Here is an 18,377-nt window from a genome sequence, read left to right on the forward strand (position 1 = left end):
TGAGCTTGATTAACAGACTTGTCCGGCAGCCAAAAAGCAGATGACGCCCACGGATAACGGCGCCATTGCAACATCGGTGGGGAGGAAACCATGATCCTGCGACGAATACGCGAAGGCGAGCTGGGGGTTGGCCAGCCGTTGCCGTGGCCGCTTTATAGCCAGAAAGGGACATTGCTGTTTACCGAAGGAAGCGGGATCGAATCTGCAGATGCGCTGGAGGGCTTGCTGGAGCTGGGCCTTTACATGCAGGCTGACCTTACCTGGCATCAAACGCCGGAAACACCGTTGCAGATGGTGCTGCACGCTGTTAGGCGGATGGAAGCATTGCTTCAAAGTGCGAATAAGGAAACGGATTTTGCAGCCGAGGTGACGGCAGTGGCGGATATGTTAAGTACCGCCTATCACCGTAACCCTGATGTCGTGATTGCGACGGTGATTTTGCAGCGTGGCGGAAGCTATGTTGTGCGGCACGCAGTCAACACAGCCTGTGTGGCTGCCGCCGTGTTGCAGGCCATGCATATGAATGAGGCCGATACCCGCTCGGTTTTGGCGGCTGCCTTGACCATGAATATCTGCTTGCAGGGGTGGGACGAAGCGGCTGTTGTGGATTCGGCTGACTTTACCCCACTACAGGATGTACGCCACCCGGTCACCGGGATGGAAAAGCTGCGGGAACTGGGCGTGGTCGATGACTTATGGTTGCGAGCAGTATTGGAACACCACGAAATGATTGATGGATCTGGCTACCCCTGCGGCTTGTATGGCAGCCGGGTAGCCCAGGCCAGTCAGCTGATCGGGCTGGCGGACCTTTTCTGCGCCCGGGTTGACGAACGCGCACACCGGCAGATGGACGATACCCACCTCGTACTGCGCGATGTGTTGATTGAGCGCGGTCGGCATTTCGATGCGACCCTGGGGGCATACTTCATCCGCGCCCTGGGCGTTTACCCGATAGGTAGCCTGGTATTGCTGGCCAATGGCGAGGTGGCGGTGGTCAGTAACCGTACAGATCGGGTGGATGCGCCGTGGGTACATGCTTTGCGCTCGCCGGATGGGTCTAACTATCAGCCACCGATTCGCCGTCAGACCCAGCCTATCGAAACCTCGATTGTCGACACACTCAGTGGTAAGGCATTGCTGGGATCGATCGATATGGCCGACATTTGGGGGGAGGATGCCTTCGACTTCCCCTTGAAGCCATTACTCATGGCCTATCGGCAGCCTGCAGCCATTACTACCTGATGCCAAGCGGGGTGGACACCAGATCCTCGTTGCTTGCTGCTGTCGCTCAGCTGGGCGATGGTCCGCTGACTGAGGCAGGTCTCGTCCAGCATATTGCACCTTTATTCTCCAAGGTATTGGATCGTGATAGGCGAGAGATTTATCTCGCCAACCATTCATTGGGTCGGCCATTGGATGCGCTGGCGGATGATGTCGCAGAGGGACTCAATGCCTGGTACGAGGAGGTGGATGCTGCATGGGGGCCCTGGTGGGAGGCCATGCAGGCATGGCGTACCGGTACCGCCAGCTTGTTGAATGCTGCCCGTCCCGATTGCATTATTCCCAAGACCAGTGCAGGGCAGGGTTTGAGGGCCGTATTGAACAGCTATGCGGCTGTACCGATGGTGCTGACTACCGATGCCGAGTTTGATTCCATCGACCATATCCTCAAGCAGTATGTAGCCAAGGGGCGAGCCAATGTGGAATGGGTTGCTGCCCGTAGCGATGGGTTGATTCATGCCGATGATTTGATCGATCGATTGACCGGTAAGGACTTGCTGGTGGTATCGCATGTATTTTTTGCAAGCGGGCAAATCCTGGAGGCGTTGCCGGCGGTGATAGCGGCTGCACATGCATTGGGTGTGCGGGTATTGCTGGATGTGTATCACAGCTATGGTGTGCTGCCACTGGACTTGGCGGCATTGGGGGTCGATTACGCCATTGCTGGCAGTTACAAATACCTGCGCGGCGGGCCAGGGGTGTGTTGGCTCTATGTGGCTCCACAGCTGCTGGAACCGCAGCACACCACATTGGATACCGGCTGGTTTGCCAAACGTGACCCTTTCACCTATCAACGCCCGGTGCCTCCGCAATTTGCCAGCGGCGGGGATGCTTGGCTTGAGTCCACTTTCAACCCTATGGGTTTTTACCAAGCCCGTTCTGGTCTGGCACTGCTAGGGGCGCTTGGTGTGGAACGCTTACGTATGTATTCGTTACTACAGAAGCAGCAGTTAGCGGAGAGCCTCGCAGACCTGGGGGTGGCCAGCTTTGGCGCTTCCATGCATTACGGTGCATTTATCACCATTCCGCATGCCGCGCCCATGGTACTGGCTGAGCAGCTCAAGCAAGCCGGCATTAATGGTGATGCCCGTGCAGCAGGCCTGCGTCTCTGCCCCGATCTGCTCAATACCGAAGCTCAGCTACAACAGGCAGCGAATGTGATTGCCCAGGCGATGCGCGCTACGGTGAATGGTTGACTAGGGATTAAAGTGGGGCAAGGTAACCAGCTACGGACCTGTGTTCCACTCGGGGCAACGGCATTTTGGTCGATACCGGTATTGCAATACTGGCTTAAGGGCTAGCTCGGAATGGTGGATAGGGTCATCACCCGGCTCCCAGGAAAACCGCCATCCTTGCTTGGCAAACTCGGCAACCCGGCGGGTGGCATACAGCATGCTCAACTCGATGGCTTGCCAAGCATCCACACCGTAAATCACGACCGGTATGGATTCCAATACTCCAAGAGAGATCTCACATCCCCATTCTCCCGCTGGATACTGTTTTGGCAGGCCAACACGCAGCACAAGCGTGTTGTTGGCCCCAGTGGGTGAAACAGCGTGCCAGATTCTTTCTGCAGCGATACTTGTCACAAGGCCAACCTAGTAATGATTCGAGAAATAGTTTGGCTCAGTACTGTGTGAACAGTTCCTTGGTAGTTTAAAACCTCCTCTGTCTCAAAACGTCTGTCATCAATTAGGCTGGCGTTCTATCGCGCTACATGGGGAAGTGCCATATCGCTGGTGCGAGCAGACTTGAGTAAATTCCAGAACCTGTTCAAGGCTGGGCAGCAAGGTTGTGGCAGGTTCTCAGGATATTTCGTGCGGAGGAAATGCCACATATCGTGGCAGTTGATCGGCAAAATGTACCCATGAAAGACGTTTGGATTCCCAATAGTGGGCAGTGGGAGGGACTGCGTTCGGGTCGTCCATGCTGCCGATAGTGATATCGATCAGCCCGGGAATGTAGTTGGCGACAAAGCTGATCTGTGTACCGCAGCGTGGGCAGAATCCCCGCTTGGCGTCAGTTGAGGAGTGATACTCAGTCGGCCGTTCATGCAGGAAACGGACCTGATCCTCCTTGTATAGCGCCCAGGCAACCGCGGGTGCGGCATTGGCTTTACGGCACATCGAACAATGGCAGAAGGCCGCGCCTAGTGGTGAACCACTTACCTGGTAACGGATGGCGCCACACTGGCAACCACCTTCAAGGACGCTGTTTGGCATGGGATATATCTCCTGATGGATAGAGGTTGAAGTAATGGAGATCAGAGCCTGTTCGAAGTCGGCTGCATATCGGAAGTATTGCGCTGAACGGCGCTAAGTCTGCTACGCGTCAGCAATACGGCGCTGAAATAGCGCGAGACTTTAAACAGGCCCATAGGAAAACCGGACTTTGGCAGATAGCTGGCTCCCAAGCTATAGGAAGGGCACCTGATTGACGCCAGTACAAACCACAAATCAGTAGAATATATAGATCGTTCGCTGGCAATTTGAAGTAATCAAATCAGCGTTTGGAAATGCTGTGCGCATTCGCTTATAGCTAGACCGGTTTTCCCCCGCTTCGTTGCATAAGCCTCACAACAAAAATCAAAAAGAGAAAAGCATGTTGATGGCAATACGTGAGCGCCTGGTTCACGTAGGTAAACCCTTTCAGGCCCTGTCGGTCAGCGATGTTTTGATGTTGGGCAATGATGGTTGCGCGTGTGGCTGTGCCATGGTGGATTGCCCATGAAGGTGGTGCTACGCATTTGGCTTGTCGGTGATGCAGGTTGCCAGCGCAATAGGGCCCGGGTTAGCAGGAGCCGCGCTGTTACAGCTTTCTGTGGCCCAGGTTTACGTGGTGTTTGGCCTGGCTCAGTTTGCCTGTGCGTTTGGTTACTGCATCGTGCCCCGCTACCGCGAATTTCTGGCGCTTGACCATGAAACCGTAAAAGGCTGGTATGGCCGCGAATATCAGCTGGCTTTTCTGCGGGGCAAAAACGTTGTGGTATCTACGCCCGGTGTCGTCCGTGATCCGTTGTGAGTTAGGGGGCTCGCAGGCCCCCCTGTTTCTGGCTATCGGCTTATCTTGAATGAGCGCGGTAACTGTACGGCAGCGCCAGTGCCAAACCAGCGGTCGTAAATCTTGGCGGCTTCACCGGTATTCTCGGCATCGACCAAGGCGTCGTTCACAGCCTGTTGCAGACGTTTTTCACCCTTGCGGATACCTACACCAAGTGCTTCGGAGGCGATAGGGATATCCGGTACTTCATAGGCTTCCTTGTTCTGCATTTTGGCCAGATTACCCAGCAGTGTCGCTTCCGGGCCCGATACCCCATCGCACTTGCCGTCACGCAGCGCCGCGAATGACTCTGCGTAGTCTGCAGGCTCGACCAGTTTGATCGTGGGTGACAAATCCTTCAGATAACGCGCATTGGTTGTGCCCGCGGGTGCGCAGACCGTCATCTGGTTCAGTTGCAGCAGACCTTTGAACATACCCTTCTTGGCAACCAGTTTTTGCGTGGAAACATAGTAACCCACGCTGAACTCGACCTCTTTCTCACGCTCGGCGCTCTTGGCCAGCGAAGCGATGATCAGTTGAACTCGGCCTTCCTTCAGCGCCTTGATTCGGTCTGCTGGGTCCACGGTCTTGAACACCGGTTTGACACCCATTTTGCGCGCCACATAGTTGGCGAAGTCGATGTCATAACCCGATACCGTTCCCTTTGCCTTGTCGAAGAACCCAAAAGGTGGGGAGCTGTCACGTACACCGATGATGACCTCGCCTTTTTCCTTCACTTTGTCCAGGTCGTCCGCCTGGGCCATCAGCGCGCCGCTTGCGGCAAGCAGTATCAGCAGTTTTTGCATCGAGTTTTGTCCCTTGTTCTTGGTTGAAATGCTGTTGCAATGGAGAAGAAACAGGCACGGACATTCATTGCATCAGATGTCGTTCCATGCCTATGAATATGTCATCTTTTGACGGCTTGTCCGAGTCCCTTTAATGAAATGTTGCTTTTATGTCGGCACTACCGGCTGATTTTGAACGAGCGGGGGAGTTGTACTGCCGCACCGGCGCCAAACCAGTGGTCGAAGATCTTCTCCGCCTCTCCTGAGTTTTCCGACATGGTCAGTGCGTCATTCACTTGCTGCTGTAAGCGTTTCTCCCCTTTACGCATCGCGATGCCGAAGGCTTCTGATGCAATGGGGACATCGGGTACTTCATAGGCCTGCTTGCCCGGCATCTTGGCCAGGTTGCCCAGTAAGGTTGCTTCCGCGCCTGATGCCGCATCGCATTGCCCCTCCTGCAGGGCCTTGAACATTTCAGCGTTATCCGCCTGTTCGACCAGCTTGATGTTTTTCGACATGGCCTTGAGCTTCGGTCCGTTGGTGGTGCCGGTGGCAACGCAGACCGTCATCTTGTCCAGCTGCAACAAGTCCTTGAACGTCCCCTTCTTGGCGACCAGCTTTTGCGTGGAGACAAAATACCCCAGGCTGAAGTCCACTTCTTTTTCGCGTTCTGCGGTTTTACCAAGCGATGCGATCACGAGATCGGCCCGGCCATCCTTGAGCACCTTGATGCGATCGGCCGGGTCGATGGTCTTGAATACAGGCTTTACACCAATCTGGCGGGCTACCAGCATCGCAAACTCGATGTCATAGCCCGAGACGGTGCCACGCGCTTTGTCGAAGAAACCGAACGGTGGCGCGCTGTCCCGTACACCGATCACAACCTCGCCTTTGGCGCGGATCTTGTCGAGGTCATCTGCCTGTGCCGTGAAGGCAATGCCGGCCGCTAGTACAGTTAACAGGATCTTCATCTGAAGCTTCCCTTGTAGGTTGGGTAGCTATCTATTTAGCGTCCCGCAAGGAGTTGTGCCAAGTCCAATGCCGAACGTACGCCCATCTTGGCGAAAACATTGGCGCGATGCACCTCGACGGTACGGATGGCGATATTCAGTTCATCCGCAATCTGCTTGTTCAGCTTGCCAGCCAGCACCCTGTCCATGACTTCACGCTCACGTGGCGACAGGGTCGCAAGGCGTTTGTCTGCTTCAGTCAGATTGCTGCGCGACGTTTGCCGGCCCATAACCACTTCCAGGGCGTCGTCGATTTTTTCCAACAAGGCTTGTTCACTGCAGGGTTTTTCCAGGAAGTCGAACGCACCCTGTTTGACAGCTTGCACCGCCATGGGGATATCGCCGTGACCGGAGAGGAAAAGCACGATCAATTCGCTGTCGTCCTGGCGCAATCGGTCGAAGACATCCAAACCGGAGAGACCCGGCATGCGTACGTCCAATACCACCACGCCGTCACTATCGGGCGGTATGGCGGAAAGAAAGGCTTCTCCGCTTTCGAAGGCGCGTACCGTATAGCCGTGGGAGAGTAGGAGTAACGCCAGCGAGTCGCGTACAGCGGCGTCGTCGTCAACGAGGTATACAGGTTTGGTATTCATCTTGGCAGACTCAGGTGGAAGGCGGTGCCGCCCTCAAGCAGATTCTCGTAATCAAGTTGGCCTTGGTGCTGTTCAATAATCGAACGGCAGATATTCAGACCGATTCCCATGCCCAAAGGCTTGGTGGTGTAGAAAGCTTCGAACAAGCGCTCACCCGCACTTGGGGGTATACCATGGCCACGGTCGTATACGGTCAGGTGCACTGAATTGGTGTCGTAACTTGTCTTTAGCAGTACATCGCGCCGTTCTGGCGGTTGTTCGCTACAGGCGTCAACCGCATTGCGCAGCAGATTGACCATGACCTGGCCCAACAGGACCCTGTCTGCCTGGATTTGTGGCATATCCTCGGCCAGTTCACGGCGTATCCGCACATCACGCGCGTGAGCATCGGAATCGAGCAGCTCCAGCGCATCGAGCGCAATGGTATTCAGGTCGCATGGTTCACGGTGCGGTGCGTGCTTGCGTACGAATTCACGAATACGGCGTACTACACCCGCTGCACGCTGAGCCTGCTCGGCGATCTTGTTCAATGTGGAGTCGAGCATGGCGGCTTCGCCTTGCCCGGCAAACTGGCGGGCCGCGCTCGCGTAGGTGCTCATGGCCATCAGCGGCTGATTTAACTCGTGGGCCAGGGTGGAAGCCATTTCGCCCATCGCGATCAGGCGACCGGTCTGGCGCAGCTTTTCTTCGTGCTCATGCTCACGCAATTCGGCGGCTTTCTGCGAGGTGATATCCACCACGGAACTCATCCAGCCGCTCTGTTTACCGGTTGCATCGATCAAGGGGGTGGTATAGACACGGGTGACGACAAGATGGCCATCGCGATGACGCAGGGTAAGCTCGTAGCCGTCATTGGGGGCGAGGCCAGCCAGTACGGCTTCATTCAGCGCACGGTGGCTCGCGATATCGTCCGGGTTCCAGTAAGGGTAGGGTGGCGTGGAGCCGATCAGCTCCTCGGCCGTATAACCGACCATGCGGCAGAAGGCAGGGTTGACGTAGATCATCCGGCCTTGCAGATCGCGTGCGCGCATGCCTACCGAAAGCGAACTTTCCATGGCATTGCGGAAGGCATGTTCTTCGCGCAATGCAAGCTCCGCACTGAGCCGGCCCTGCACCTGACGATGCAACCGCCACCAGCTGTACAGCACAATCATTGCCAATACGATGACGCCGGCCACCAGCCCTTTCTGCACGATACCCGTAGGGCTTGAGTACGCCGTTACCTGCAGTGACAGACCATGGCCAGGTGGGTCAAAGTCGAGCTGGTAGCTGAGCCCTTCATCATCGGCGGTGACATGGGACTTGCTGGCGACCTCGTCGCCGCGCCAGTCGATGACGGCAAGCCGGTACTTGTTGGCGAACCACCAGGGAATCTGTGTGGAGAGCAGGCGGGGCAGCGCGATCAGGGCAGTAATTTCGTGGCCTTGGGCCTGCATCACGATAGCGATACGTCCATCCTTCCCCAGTACGTCGGAATAGGCTGCCTTGCCCGTGGCCAATGCCAGTTTGCGCACATCTTCGAGCCCAGTGGCCGGTAGGACTTCGCCGCGATGATAGACCTTGTCGGCACTGCGTATACGTACACCGACAATTGCCGAACTGGCCTCGCTGATCAGCCGGGCCCGTGCTTGGAATGTCGCGTCATCAAGATTGCCTTCCCGTGCAGCACTGAGCAGCGAGGTCAAGCGCTCTTCAGTCTGCTCGAACTGGAAATGCAGGTTCTGTTCTATCCAAAGTACGTCGCTGATCAACACAAGTCGGGCTTCTGCACGTTCACTGTAACGTAGGTAAGCCAACAGGCCGATGACGGAAACGACAAACAGAAGCAGGGTGAATCGCGGCAGCAGCCAAAGCTGCCGGTTGGCGGGGGAAGAAGGCGGCTTGGCTTGCATGGGTTTAATCGTAGAGCAGCAAGCGCGCTAACGCATTGTGGACAACCACAGGTGGGCTAGCCACAATTGGCTCTGGTACTGGGCTGGCGAAGAATAAAGTCAGCTCGACCATATTTATAAACAGGGGATTAACATGCAACGTCGTACCATGCTTGGGGCCGCCTTCGCGCTCGCACTTTCTGCCAATGCTGTTTTTGCAGCGGGCCCCATCGTGATCAAGTTCAGCCACGTAGTCGCCAACGATACGCCCAAAGGGAAAGCTGCGCTGTATTTCAAGAAGTTGGCGGAGGAGCGTACCCGGGGTGCGGTCAAAGTAGAGGTCTATCCGAACAGCCAGCTTTATAAGGACAAGGAAGAACTGGAAGCCTTGCAGCTTGGCGCGATCCAGATGCTGGCACCATCGCTGGCCAAGTTTGGCCCGCTGGGCGTGAAGGAGTTCGAGGCTTTCGACCTGCCTTTCATCTTTGATAACTACGAAGAACTACATAAGGTCACGCAGGGCCCGGTTGGCGTGAGCCTTCTGAAGAAGCTCGATAGCAAGGGCATCCTGGGTTTGGCCTATTGGGACAATGGCTTCAAACAGTTCAGCGCCAAAAAGCCTTTAAAGACACCTGCCGATTTCAAGGGCTTGAAGATGCGTATCCAGTCTTCCAAAGTCCTTGATGCCCAGATGCGGGCGTTAGGTTCGATTCCGCAGCAGATGGCATTCTCCGAGGTCTATCAGGCTCTGCAGACAGGTGTGGTGGATGGGACTGAGAACCCGGTGTCGAATTTTTATACCCAGAAGATGCACGAGGTGCAGCCTTATCTGATGCTGTCCAATCATGGTTATCTCGGTTATGCGGTGATTGTGAACAAGCCCTTCTGGGATGGTTTGCCTTCCACGGTGCGTACTCAACTTGAAAGCGCGATGAAAGACGCCACCAAGTACGCCAACGATATCGCCAAGAGCGAGAATGAAGTCGATACCGAAAACGTGAAGAAGTCGGGTAAGACGCAGGTGCTGCCACTGACTCCAATTGAGCGCGCGGGGCTTAAAAAGGCAATGGTGCCGGTACACGCCCAGATGGCGAGCCGTATTGGCAATGACCTGATCCAATCCATTTACAAAGAAACTGGCTTCAATCCCGCCAACTGATCCCTGGTTCATTCGATACACGCACACACGGTTTTGCCGAGTGTGCCGATGTCACGCGCCAGCAAAGTACCCAGGTCGGGGCAATAGGTGAACAACCCGATGTTGTTACGGCCATGAGTAGCGCGCGTTGCGGACGTTTATCTGGAAATCATTATGAAATATTTCGACTACCTGGAAGAGGCGTTTATTGCGCTTCTGATGGCAGCGGCGACCGTGATTATCTTCACTGCCGTGCTGCACCGTTATCTGTCGGGCTTTGCCATACCCGGACTGCAGGACTGGCTGCTCGGCATCAACCTTTCCTGGGTACAGGAGCTGTGTATCTATCTATTTGTCTGGATGGCCAAGTTTGGTGCTGCTTATGGTGTTCGCACCGGCATCCACGTCGGTGTGGATGTGCTGGTCAACCGACTGGATGAAAAGAACCGACGTATTTTCGTACTGATCGCACTGGGGGCCGGCATGTTGTTTACCGGTATCGTCGGCACGTTGGGGGCGAGTTTTGTCTGGCATATCGCCCATACCGATCAGACCTCGCCTGATCTCGAAGTACCGATCTGGATCGTCTACCTCGCTGTACCATTGGGTTCCTACCTGATGTGCTTCCGATTTGCCCAGGTGGCATGGCAGTTCATCCGTGGCGGCGAGCTGCCTCATCACGATCACGGCCACGTTGATGGCCTGGAAGAAGAAGGAGTACCGGCATGAGCCACGCTGCTGCAATTGTTCCCATCAAGCCCTTGTCGTTGAAATGGCCGCTGGGCATCGTCGCCGGTCTGGTCGCCGTCACCATGGTGGGTGGGCAGAAAGCCATGATTTTCTGCCTCTTGATCGCGTTGATGCTGACAGGCATGCCGATTTCGATCGCACTGGGGCTCTCGGTACTGACCTTTCTGTTTACCATGACGCAAGTGCCGATCGAATCGGTGGCGCTCAAACTGTTCACCGGTATTGAGAAGTTCGAGATCATGGCGATCCCGTTCTTTATTCTCGCCGGGAATTTTCTGACTCACGGTGGTGTGGCCCGTCGGATGATCGAATTTGCGACCAGCATGGTCGGACACTGGCATGGCGGGTTGGGTTTGGCTGGGGTGCTCGCCTGTGCCTTGTTCGCCGCGGTATCGGGTTCCAGCCCAGCTACCGTGGTTGCCATCGGCGCGATTATTTTGCCGGCGATGGTGAAGCAGGGCTTTCCCAAACAGTTCGGCGCAGGGGTGATCACCACGTCCGGTGCGCTGGGTATCCTCATTCCCCCGTCGATTGTGATGGTGATGTATTCAGTCGCCACCAATACCTCGGTTGGGGCTCTCTTCATGGCGGGGGTGATTCCGGGCTTGATGCTGGCGGTGCTGCTGGGATTCGTCGCCTGGTTCCGTGCCCGTAAGCACAACTATCCACGCATGCCTAAAGCCAGCTGGGCGCAGCGCTGGACGGCTTTCCGCCGCGCGGTGTGGGGACTGCTGCTGATCGTGGTGGTGATGGGGGGCATCTACTCCGGCATGTTTACCCCGACTGAGGCGGCGGCTGTCAGCGCGGTCTATGCCTTTATCGTGGCTGTGTTCATCTACAAGGACCTGCGCCTCAAGGATGTGCCCCGCATCTTGACCAGTTCGGCCGCCATGAGCGCCATGCTGCTCTACATCATCACCAATGCGGTGCTGTTCTCCTTCCTGATGGCGCACGAAAACATTCCGCAAGCCATGGGCGCCTGGCTGTTGGACATGGGTCTGGGCCCGATTGCCTTCCTGCTGGCGGTGAATATCCTGTTGCTGCTGGCTGGTAACGTGATGGAGCCTTCCAGCATTGTGCTGATCTTCGCGCCCATCCTGTTCCCCGTCGCCATGCAATTGGGCATCAACCCGGTGCATTTTGGCATCCTGATCGTGGTGAACATGGAAGTGGGCATGTGCCACCCACCGGTGGGCTTGAACCTTTATGTGGCGTCGGGCATCACCAAGATGGGCATCACCGAGCTGACCATTGCGGTATGGCCGTGGCTGTTGGCGATGTTGGGTTTCCTTGCACTGGTGACTTATGTGCCGGCGATTTCAACCTGGCTGCCGACTTACCTAGGCATGATGTAACGGTAAGTTGCGAGAGGCGGTAGATAGCGCTTTGGACTTGGAGCGGGCAGCGCAAGTGTGAATCTGTCGGGTTCGCCTAACACATAGCTTGATGTTGCTGAAAGTGTCGACTGTCCTTGCTGTTTACCGCAGTTCCATCCATGGGGTGCGCTGCCTACACTGGCACCTCGATTTTTTACGGGTACGCCCATGTCTGCTGCAACCCTTTACGCTTTGGCCGCCATTCTGATATGGAGTTCGCTTGCTCTGTTGTCTGTACGGTTGGGGCAGGTGCCGCCGTTTCTGTTGGTGGGGTTGGCGTTGTGTATAGGCGGGCTGTGTGGTCTTCCGCATTGGCGTGACTGGCGTGTGCCGGTAAAGACTTTGCTGCTGGGTTGTTATGGCCTGTTCGGTTATCACTTCTGTTTGTTCATGGCACTGCGTTACGCCCCCCCATTGGAAGCGAATCTGATCAACTACCTCTGGCCTTTGCTGATTGTGCTGTTGTCGCCGATTCTGCTTCCGCCCACCAAGCTTGAAGCCCGGCACTGGATTGGCGGCATGTTGGGTTTGTCGGGTTGTGTATTAGTTGTGCTAGGTAAGGGCGACTTATCACTAGAGGGGCAGCATGGGTTAGGTTATCTGCTTGCCGCAGTTGCCGCCTTCATGTGGTCGAGTTACTCCTTGCTGACGCGTCGTGTACCGCCTTTTCCAACCGGGGCGATCGGTGGATTTTGCCTCGCATCGGGATTATTGTCCTTGCTGGCGCATGTGGTGCTGGAGCCGGCATACACGCTTAGCACTGTGGAATGGGGTTGGCTGGCCTTGCTCGGCCTGGGGCCCATGGGCGCTTCGTTCTTCCTGTGGGATGCCGCGCTCAAGCGTGGCGATGCGAGAGCGATCGGTACGATGGCCTATCTGACGCCGCTGTTGTCGACAGCGTTGCTGGCTTTATTTGGTGCTGGCCAGTTTGCCTGGCAGGCTGCAGTAGCGTTGGTGTTGATTTTGGGCGGGGCTTGGTTAGGAAGAAGTCGTCAGGCTGTTTAGTGCTTGTGACAAACTCCTTTGGATGTAATTGTTCCGTCGAGCTGGCGATTAGGTTTTCTAAGAACCTGTTCAAAGTCTTTTCATCTAGCTCCAGACCGGCGATGCTTGCCCAATGAGAACCCCTTACCCCAGCGATATCAGTCGCGAACAATTCGAAGCCATCCGCCCTTTGCTGGAAAACGCCCGTAAAAAAACCAGTCCTCGCCGAGTCGACCTATACGACGTATTTTGTGCCGTCCTCTACCTACTCAAGAGTGGCTGCCAGTGGCGCATGTTGCCCAGCGAGTTTCCAAAGTGGCGTACCGTCCACGCCTACTTCAGCATCTGGAGTGAACCCCGTAAGGACGGTAGCCTGCTGACACAGGCATTAAAAAAATCAGGTTGGCGCGGCCCGTGTGAAACAGGGGCGCAACGACTCGCCGACGTTATTGATCGTGGACGCACAGAGTGTAAAGAATACGGATACAGCGGGACAGAAGGGCTATGACGCAGGCAAAAAGGTATCAGGGATCAAAAGACATATTGCTGTTGATACGCTGGGCTTGCCCCATGCGATTGCGGTAACGACGGCAGAGGTCACCGATCGAAGTGGTGCATTGGAAGCACTAAAAGGCAGCCATGCTGACTTGAGTCGCGTGTTGAGTGTGCTGGCAGATAGTGGTTATACGGGTCAGCCGTTTGCTCAGGGTGTGCAAGCTTGCGTGGGGGCGACAGTGCAAATAGCCAAGCGTAGTGAGCTGCATCGGTTTGCGGTGATGCCGAAGCGTTGGATAGTGGAGCGTTCTTTTGCGTGGTTGGAGAAGTGCCGTCGATTGTGGAAGAACTGTGAGCGCAAGCTCGATACCAGTTTGCAATTCATTCAGTTTGCCTTTCTGACTCTTCTTCTGCGGAGACTTTGAACAGGTTCTTAGAACCTGTTCACGATCTGTCGCGAGCAGCTGTCAGCAGGGCGCAGAGCAGCGCAGAAACCGGAATGTACTTTTGTACATGAGGATTTCGAGCAGCACATAAGCCCTGATCACAGTTGCGCAGTAAGATCAGGTTCTAATAACGCCGAACAAGAGCCTGTAAACGCCCATCCTTGCGCATAGCATCAAGCGCGGACTGCATATTGGTGATCATGGTCGGGTCGGATTTCGGGTTCAAGGCAAAGTAATAGCCGCCATCATCGGTGAATTTGAAGAGCTTTTTGACCGCGCCAGGCTCCATGCCGGCCAGCTTCAGGTTCCAGGCCATGCCAGCTTCGGTGTTGATCATGACATCCACCAGACCGGCGTTGAGCAGTTTTAGCACCCCTGCATCGGAGTTTTCGACGACAAGGGAGCTCGCTGGCACTTTGGCAGCCTGTAAATCAGTGGTCGACGCTTCGCCGCGTACGACGCCGATGCGAAAATGCGGTAGAGCAGCGACGCTGTCTGGTACGGCATCGACACCGCTGCGGGCATAGACCCAGGTAGCGCGGGGCAGTATAGGGCCCACCCAGGCGAAGGCTTTTTCGCGTTCGGCTTTGCGGGCTGTGGTGTAGACCAGTGTATTGGGTGTGCTCAGGGTAAGCGCATAACCCCTGGCCCAGGGCACCATATTGATAATGCAGTTCAATTTGGCGTCGGCGCAAACGGCACGCAGGATATCGGTGGCGATACCTTTTATTTCGCCACCTTCCGTGTAGTTGTAGGGAGCCCATTCCTCGGTATATGCGGTGAGATTCTCTGTGGCCCCCCAGACCAGCGGGATGAAGAGCAAAGCGAGTGATGCAAACCAGCAACGCTGTTGTCGCGGAATCATGGTGAAAAGCGCTTTCGTCGAAATGGCTGAGGTAACAAATGCCAGTAGATTCAGGCGTTGCTGGCATGACGCCTGAATTATTGCCAAATCCCGGCAAATTGCAGGCAAATCCACTGTCTTGTTCCCTACCTTTTGCGCGATTACGCATCAAAACCACACCACCGTCGTACTTCTAGCAGAGCTAGGCGAAATACTGAATTGGCTGTGCTTATGAGCTAGTCAAAGAGGCATTTTTTTGTACAACGCACCCGGTTAGCGGGAACCGGCCAGTGCCCGGGCGATGAAGTTGTGCGGTACTTGGGTGCGTGGCGCCCTGCCGCTGAACCAGCGGCGTACATCTTCGTCCACGGCGATGCCATGCATGAAGTTGTAAAGGGCTTTGTTCAGCGCTTCGCCCAGCACAGCATGGTCGACCCCGCTTGGATCGTGGAAACCGACATCATTCTTGGCAAATGTAATTTCAGGCAGGGGCTGTAGCGTGACACCGTATTCCTCGGGGTTTTGGCCGACTGGTGAGTGAACGGTACAGACAAAGCGGTGAAAGAATCCGGACTGGATACAACCTGCTTCGAAGAGCTGCCGTACGTATTCGAGTGCGTCGACTGTGTCTTGCACGGTCTGGGTGGGAAAGCCATACATCAGGTAGGCATGCACCAGGATGCCCGCTTCGGTGAAACCATGGGTTACCCGCGCCACCTGCTCGACAGAAACACCTTTTTTCATCAGTTTCAAGAGCCGGTCCGATGCGACTTCGAGCCCGCCTGAAATGGCGATGCAGCCACTGTCGGCCAGCAGTTGGCATAGCTCGGGTGTGAAGGATTTCTCAAAGCGGATATTGCCCCACCACGAAATCGATACATTCCGGCGTAGCAGCTCTTCCGCAAGTGCACGTAGCATCTTGGGTGGTGCGGCTTCATCGACAAAGTGAAAACCGGTCTGGCCGGTTTCGGCGATGATGGCTTCGATACGATCGACCAAGGTGGCAGCAGAAGCCGTCTCATAGCGCGAGATATAGTCGAGCGTTACATCGCAGAAGCTGCATTTCTTCCAGTAGCAGCCATGCGCTACGGTCAGCTTGTTCCAGCGGCCATCGCTCCACAACCGGTGCATGGGGTTGAGCATGTCGAGCAAGGACAGATACTGATCCAGTGGCAGACCATCCCAGGTAGGTGTTCCCCATTCCTCGAAGGGGATGTCGGCTTCCATGAAGTTGATGTAACGAACAGTGTGTGTATCGGTATCTCGTACGAAAGTACGTACCAGCCGTTGCTGTGATCGTTTGCCATCCAGGTGCTCAAGCAGCGCCAGAAGTGGCTTTTCGCCGGAGTCCAGGGTGATGTAGTCCACATAGTCGAACAGGCGCGGTTCTTTCAATTCGCGCAGTTCTGTATTCACAAAGCCACCACCCAGGCAGATAGCGATGTTTGGGTCGTATGATTTGATGCTCTGAGCAATCCGCAAGGCGGCATAGACGGCGCCAGGGAAGGGAACGGACAGCAGTACCACTTTGGGTTGGTGTCGTTTCAGTGCATCCAACGTCAGGGTATGTAATGTATCGTCGACCAGATTGCTGGGTGCAGCCAATGCTTCAGCCAGCGGGGCGAATGTTGGTTGTGCCTGCGCCAGTGACTCGGCATAGCGGACGAACTCAAAACGTGGGTCGATCGCATCACGCAGGACATCAGCGACGTCGTTCAGATACAAAGTTGCCAGATGACGTGCGCGGTCCTGCAGGCCGAGTGCACCAAATGCCCAGCCTAGTGGGTCGCCACCATCAGGGTCGTTAGGGTCGACATAGACATCTAGCGAATCGAAACGTGGCCCTTCCGGCAGGAAACGCCGCCCGCATATCCGGTGGGCCAAGGTCGAATCCTGCCCTTGCAGAAAAGCCACTGTGGGGCCGATGGTGCCGGCATAAAGATCGAAATGCTCAAAAAAGCCATGCACCAAGGCAGTACGGTCGCGTACCGGGATGGCTGCGATCACATCGCGTATCTGCGCCAGCCCTTGGGGCGAAAAAAGTGCAAGCACCAATGCCAGCGCCAAGTCCTCTTGTGCAGCATTGACACCGCGCGAGCGTAGAAAACCGGTGAGATAAGCCGTGGAAGGGTAGGGGGTATTGAGCTGCGTCATCGGCGGGATGATCGACAGCACATGCGAGGTTGTTTTCAGCATGCGCTATCCCCCGTTGCCTTTGCTTTGTTGCCTGGTTGCACCACAGCAAGACTTGCTTTGGGGCTGTATGGCCCAATACCCATCCACATCACGTTGCGACATCATCTAAACCAAGCCCATTGGCTAAAAGGGCCGTATTGTGCCAGCTGGCGTCGATAAGGTCTTGAGTTGCATGAAAAAAAGTGAAGTGCTTTGCAAGGAACGGGAAGCAAACTGGAGCGGTTGGCAAAAGATGGGAAAAACAGCGCTTAATTCTGTGCTTTTGGACGGATAACCCAATAGAACGAAAGCAAATATTGGCTTGTGTAATTGATCTATCGCGTGGTCTAGACTGGATTTTCCATCAACACAGCGAGTGTTGCCGTGACCCTGACAGTTTCACCAACCGAGTTGTTGAATCAAGTCCGTGAGTGCATCCAGAGCAAGCAATATAGTTCACGAACCGAGCAGGCTTATCTGCAATGGGTTCGACGATTCATGAATTTTCATAACGGGCGTTTGCCGCAGACCATGGGCAAACCGGAAATGAAGGCTTTCCTCAAGCATTTGGCTGTAGATGGGAATGCGTCTCCTGCCACTCAAAATGTCGCGTTGTCTGCTTTATTGTTTTTATATCGGGAAGTTCTGGGTCTGGATCTACCGTGGCTGGACGAGATATCTCGGGCTGAAAAACCTTTGCAGCTGCCTGTTGTGCTTACCGTGGCGGAAACAGTACGCCTCCTGGGGTTGGTGGATGGCACACCTGGGTTGATTTTGCGCTTGCTTTACGGCACCGGGATGCGGTTGATGGAGGGGTGTCGACTACGCGTTGCCGATCTGGATTTTACTCGTGGCGAAGTGTTGGTAAGAGACCGGCAAGGCGGGAAGGACAGGGTGACGTTGCTGCCCAATGCGTTGATCGCCCCTTTGCAGGATCAGTTGAGCAAAGCGGAGGCCGTACACCAGCAGGATCTGGCTGAAGGCTTTGGACTGGCATCGGTGCCGGATGCTGTGGCGCGCAAACTGCCGAACGCAGCGAAAGAATGGGAGTGGCAGTATGTATTCCCTGCGGGCGCCCGATCAGTTGATGCACGTAAAGGGACGGTTGTGCGGCACCATATAGACGAGCAGCAGGTCCAGCGTGCCATGCGGCGTGTAGTGCCACTGAGCGACGTGGGCAAACAGGCAACACCGCATACACTACGACACTCGTTCGCCATCCACTTATTGGAATCGGGTTATGACATTCGGACCGTACAGTCTTTGCTAGGGCACAAAGACCTGACGACAACGCAGGTCTATATGCTCTTGCTGAATCAAGGCGGAAAGGGGGTAGTTAGTCCGCTTGACCGGTTGATGTGAAGTGACAGTTCGTGAACAGGTTCTTAGGGTCTGTTGACGTTTTGACTTCGGTATATTGAAGAAGCGCAGCAAACCCGCAGAATTACGGTTCCTATACTAATCACCCTGCGGGTTTGCTATGCCCCGATTGATGCTCAGTGACGAGCTTTGGTCGAAGCTGGAGAAAATTCTGCTTCAGCAAACCATTTACCACAAGCCGTATCTGCGAATGACCGTTGAGGGAAT

General features: G+C 55.4%; 18 protein-coding genes and 1 pseudogene. 11 read left to right on the forward strand and 8 right to left on the reverse strand.

All coding sequences use genetic code 11. The features are described from left to right. The first annotated feature begins 90 nt into the window (after positions 1-90). Entirely contained in the window at positions 91-1,242 is a 1,152-nt protein-coding gene (locus ACUHMQ_RS08665; RefSeq protein WP_445295059.1) for an HD-GYP domain-containing protein, read from the forward strand. Positions 1,243-1,253: 11 nt separating this feature from the next. Further along, positions 1,254-2,477, forward strand: coding sequence for an aminotransferase class V-fold PLP-dependent enzyme (locus ACUHMQ_RS08670; protein WP_445295060.1), 1,224 nt, complete (start codon positions 1,254-1,256; stop codon positions 2,475-2,477). Positions 2,478-2,507: 30 nt separating this feature from the next. Here the strand turns inward: ACUHMQ_RS08670 and ACUHMQ_RS08675 are convergent, their stop codons facing one another. Beyond that, entirely contained in the window at positions 2,508-2,870 is a 363-nt protein-coding gene (locus ACUHMQ_RS08675; RefSeq protein WP_445295061.1) for a hypothetical protein, read from the reverse strand. Positions 2,871-3,086: 216 nt separating this feature from the next. Further along, a complete protein-coding gene (locus tag ACUHMQ_RS08680; protein ID WP_445295062.1) occupies positions 3,087-3,503 on the reverse strand; it encodes a GFA family protein in 417 nt (138 codons plus the stop codon). 379 nt (positions 3,504-3,882) lie between these two features. On the opposite strand from ACUHMQ_RS08680, the gene ACUHMQ_RS08685 reads away from it, so the two are divergent. Both ACUHMQ_RS08685 and ACUHMQ_RS08690 read left to right on the forward strand, forming a co-directional pair. After that, positions 3,883-4,011 (forward strand): hypothetical protein, encoded by a 129-nt coding sequence (locus ACUHMQ_RS08685; RefSeq protein WP_445295063.1) that lies wholly within the window; start codon positions 3,883-3,885, stop codon positions 4,009-4,011. A gap of 30 nt (positions 4,012-4,041) precedes the next feature. Next, positions 4,042-4,302, forward strand: coding sequence for a hypothetical protein (locus ACUHMQ_RS08690; protein ID WP_445295064.1), 261 nt, complete (start codon positions 4,042-4,044; stop codon positions 4,300-4,302). A gap of 32 nt (positions 4,303-4,334) precedes the next feature. On the opposite strand, the gene ACUHMQ_RS08695 is transcribed toward ACUHMQ_RS08690, so the two are convergent. From ACUHMQ_RS08695 to ACUHMQ_RS08710, 4 genes are all read right to left on the reverse strand, one after another. After that, positions 4,335-5,126, reverse strand: coding sequence for a transporter substrate-binding domain-containing protein (locus ACUHMQ_RS08695; RefSeq protein WP_445295065.1), 792 nt, complete (start codon positions 5,124-5,126; stop codon positions 4,335-4,337). A gap of 158 nt (positions 5,127-5,284) precedes the next feature. Further along, entirely contained in the window at positions 5,285-6,076 is a 792-nt protein-coding gene (locus tag ACUHMQ_RS08700) for a transporter substrate-binding domain-containing protein (protein WP_445295066.1), read from the reverse strand. Between the two features lie 35 nt (positions 6,077-6,111). Further along, positions 6,112-6,711, reverse strand: a complete 600-nt coding sequence (locus tag ACUHMQ_RS08705; RefSeq protein WP_445295067.1) for a response regulator transcription factor — start codon at positions 6,709-6,711, stop codon at positions 6,112-6,114. Then, positions 6,708-8,603: a sensor histidine kinase gene (locus ACUHMQ_RS08710; RefSeq protein ID WP_445295068.1), complete on the reverse strand. Its 1,896-nt coding sequence runs from the start codon at positions 8,601-8,603 to the stop codon at positions 6,708-6,710. Before ACUHMQ_RS08710 ends, ACUHMQ_RS08705 begins: the two co-directional genes overlap by 4 nt. A 133-nt stretch (positions 8,604-8,736) precedes the next feature. On the opposite strand from ACUHMQ_RS08710, the gene ACUHMQ_RS08715 reads away from it, so the two are divergent. From ACUHMQ_RS08715 to ACUHMQ_RS08735, 5 genes are all read left to right on the forward strand, one after another. Beyond that, a complete protein-coding gene (locus ACUHMQ_RS08715) occupies positions 8,737-9,741 on the forward strand; it encodes a TRAP transporter substrate-binding protein (protein WP_445295069.1) in 1,005 nt (334 codons plus the stop codon). Between the two features lie 153 nt (positions 9,742-9,894). Beyond that, the gene (locus tag ACUHMQ_RS08720) at positions 9,895-10,449 is read left to right on the forward strand and encodes a TRAP transporter small permease (protein WP_445295070.1); all 555 of its coding nucleotides are present in this window, start codon (positions 9,895-9,897) and stop codon (positions 10,447-10,449) included. Beyond that, positions 10,446-11,825 carry a TRAP transporter large permease gene (locus ACUHMQ_RS08725; RefSeq protein WP_445295071.1) on the forward strand — a complete coding sequence of 460 codons (1,380 nt, stop codon included), beginning with the start codon at positions 10,446-10,448 and terminating at the stop codon, positions 11,823-11,825. Before ACUHMQ_RS08720 ends, ACUHMQ_RS08725 begins: the two co-directional genes overlap by 4 nt. Positions 11,826-12,014: 189 nt before the next feature. Next, a complete protein-coding gene (locus ACUHMQ_RS08730; protein WP_445295072.1) occupies positions 12,015-12,851 on the forward strand; it encodes a DMT family transporter in 837 nt (278 codons plus the stop codon). Between the two features lie 112 nt (positions 12,852-12,963). Further along, positions 12,964-13,750, forward strand: a protein-coding gene (locus tag ACUHMQ_RS08735) for an IS5 family transposase (protein WP_445295073.1) whose coding sequence is annotated in 2 segments (ribosomal slippage) — positions 12,964-13,223 and positions 13,222-13,750 — 789 coding nt in all. Because the reading frame shifts where the segments join, the coding sequence is not laid out codon by codon here. Positions 13,751-13,895: 145 nt separating this feature from the next. Here the strand turns inward: ACUHMQ_RS08735 and ACUHMQ_RS08740 are convergent. After that, positions 13,896-14,636 carry a substrate-binding periplasmic protein gene (locus ACUHMQ_RS08740; RefSeq protein ID WP_445295074.1) on the reverse strand — a complete coding sequence of 247 codons (741 nt, stop codon included), beginning with the start codon at positions 14,634-14,636 and terminating at the stop codon, positions 13,896-13,898. A gap of 252 nt (positions 14,637-14,888) precedes the next feature. Next, a complete protein-coding gene (locus ACUHMQ_RS08745) occupies positions 14,889-16,811 on the reverse strand; it encodes a B12-binding domain-containing radical SAM protein (RefSeq protein ID WP_445295075.1) in 1,923 nt (640 codons plus the stop codon). 363 nt (positions 16,812-17,174) lie between these two features. Between ACUHMQ_RS08745 and ACUHMQ_RS08750 the strand changes: the two genes are divergently transcribed. Then, positions 17,175-18,152 (forward strand): integron integrase, encoded by a 978-nt coding sequence (locus ACUHMQ_RS08750; RefSeq protein ID WP_445295076.1) that lies wholly within the window; start codon positions 17,175-17,177, stop codon positions 18,150-18,152. Between the two features lie 118 nt (positions 18,153-18,270). Beyond that, a pseudogene (locus tag ACUHMQ_RS08755) lies at positions 18,271-18,377 on the forward strand (IS5/IS1182 family transposase); the annotation flags it as partial.

The sequence above is a fragment of the Chitinimonas violaceus genome, from assembly GCF_052601015.1.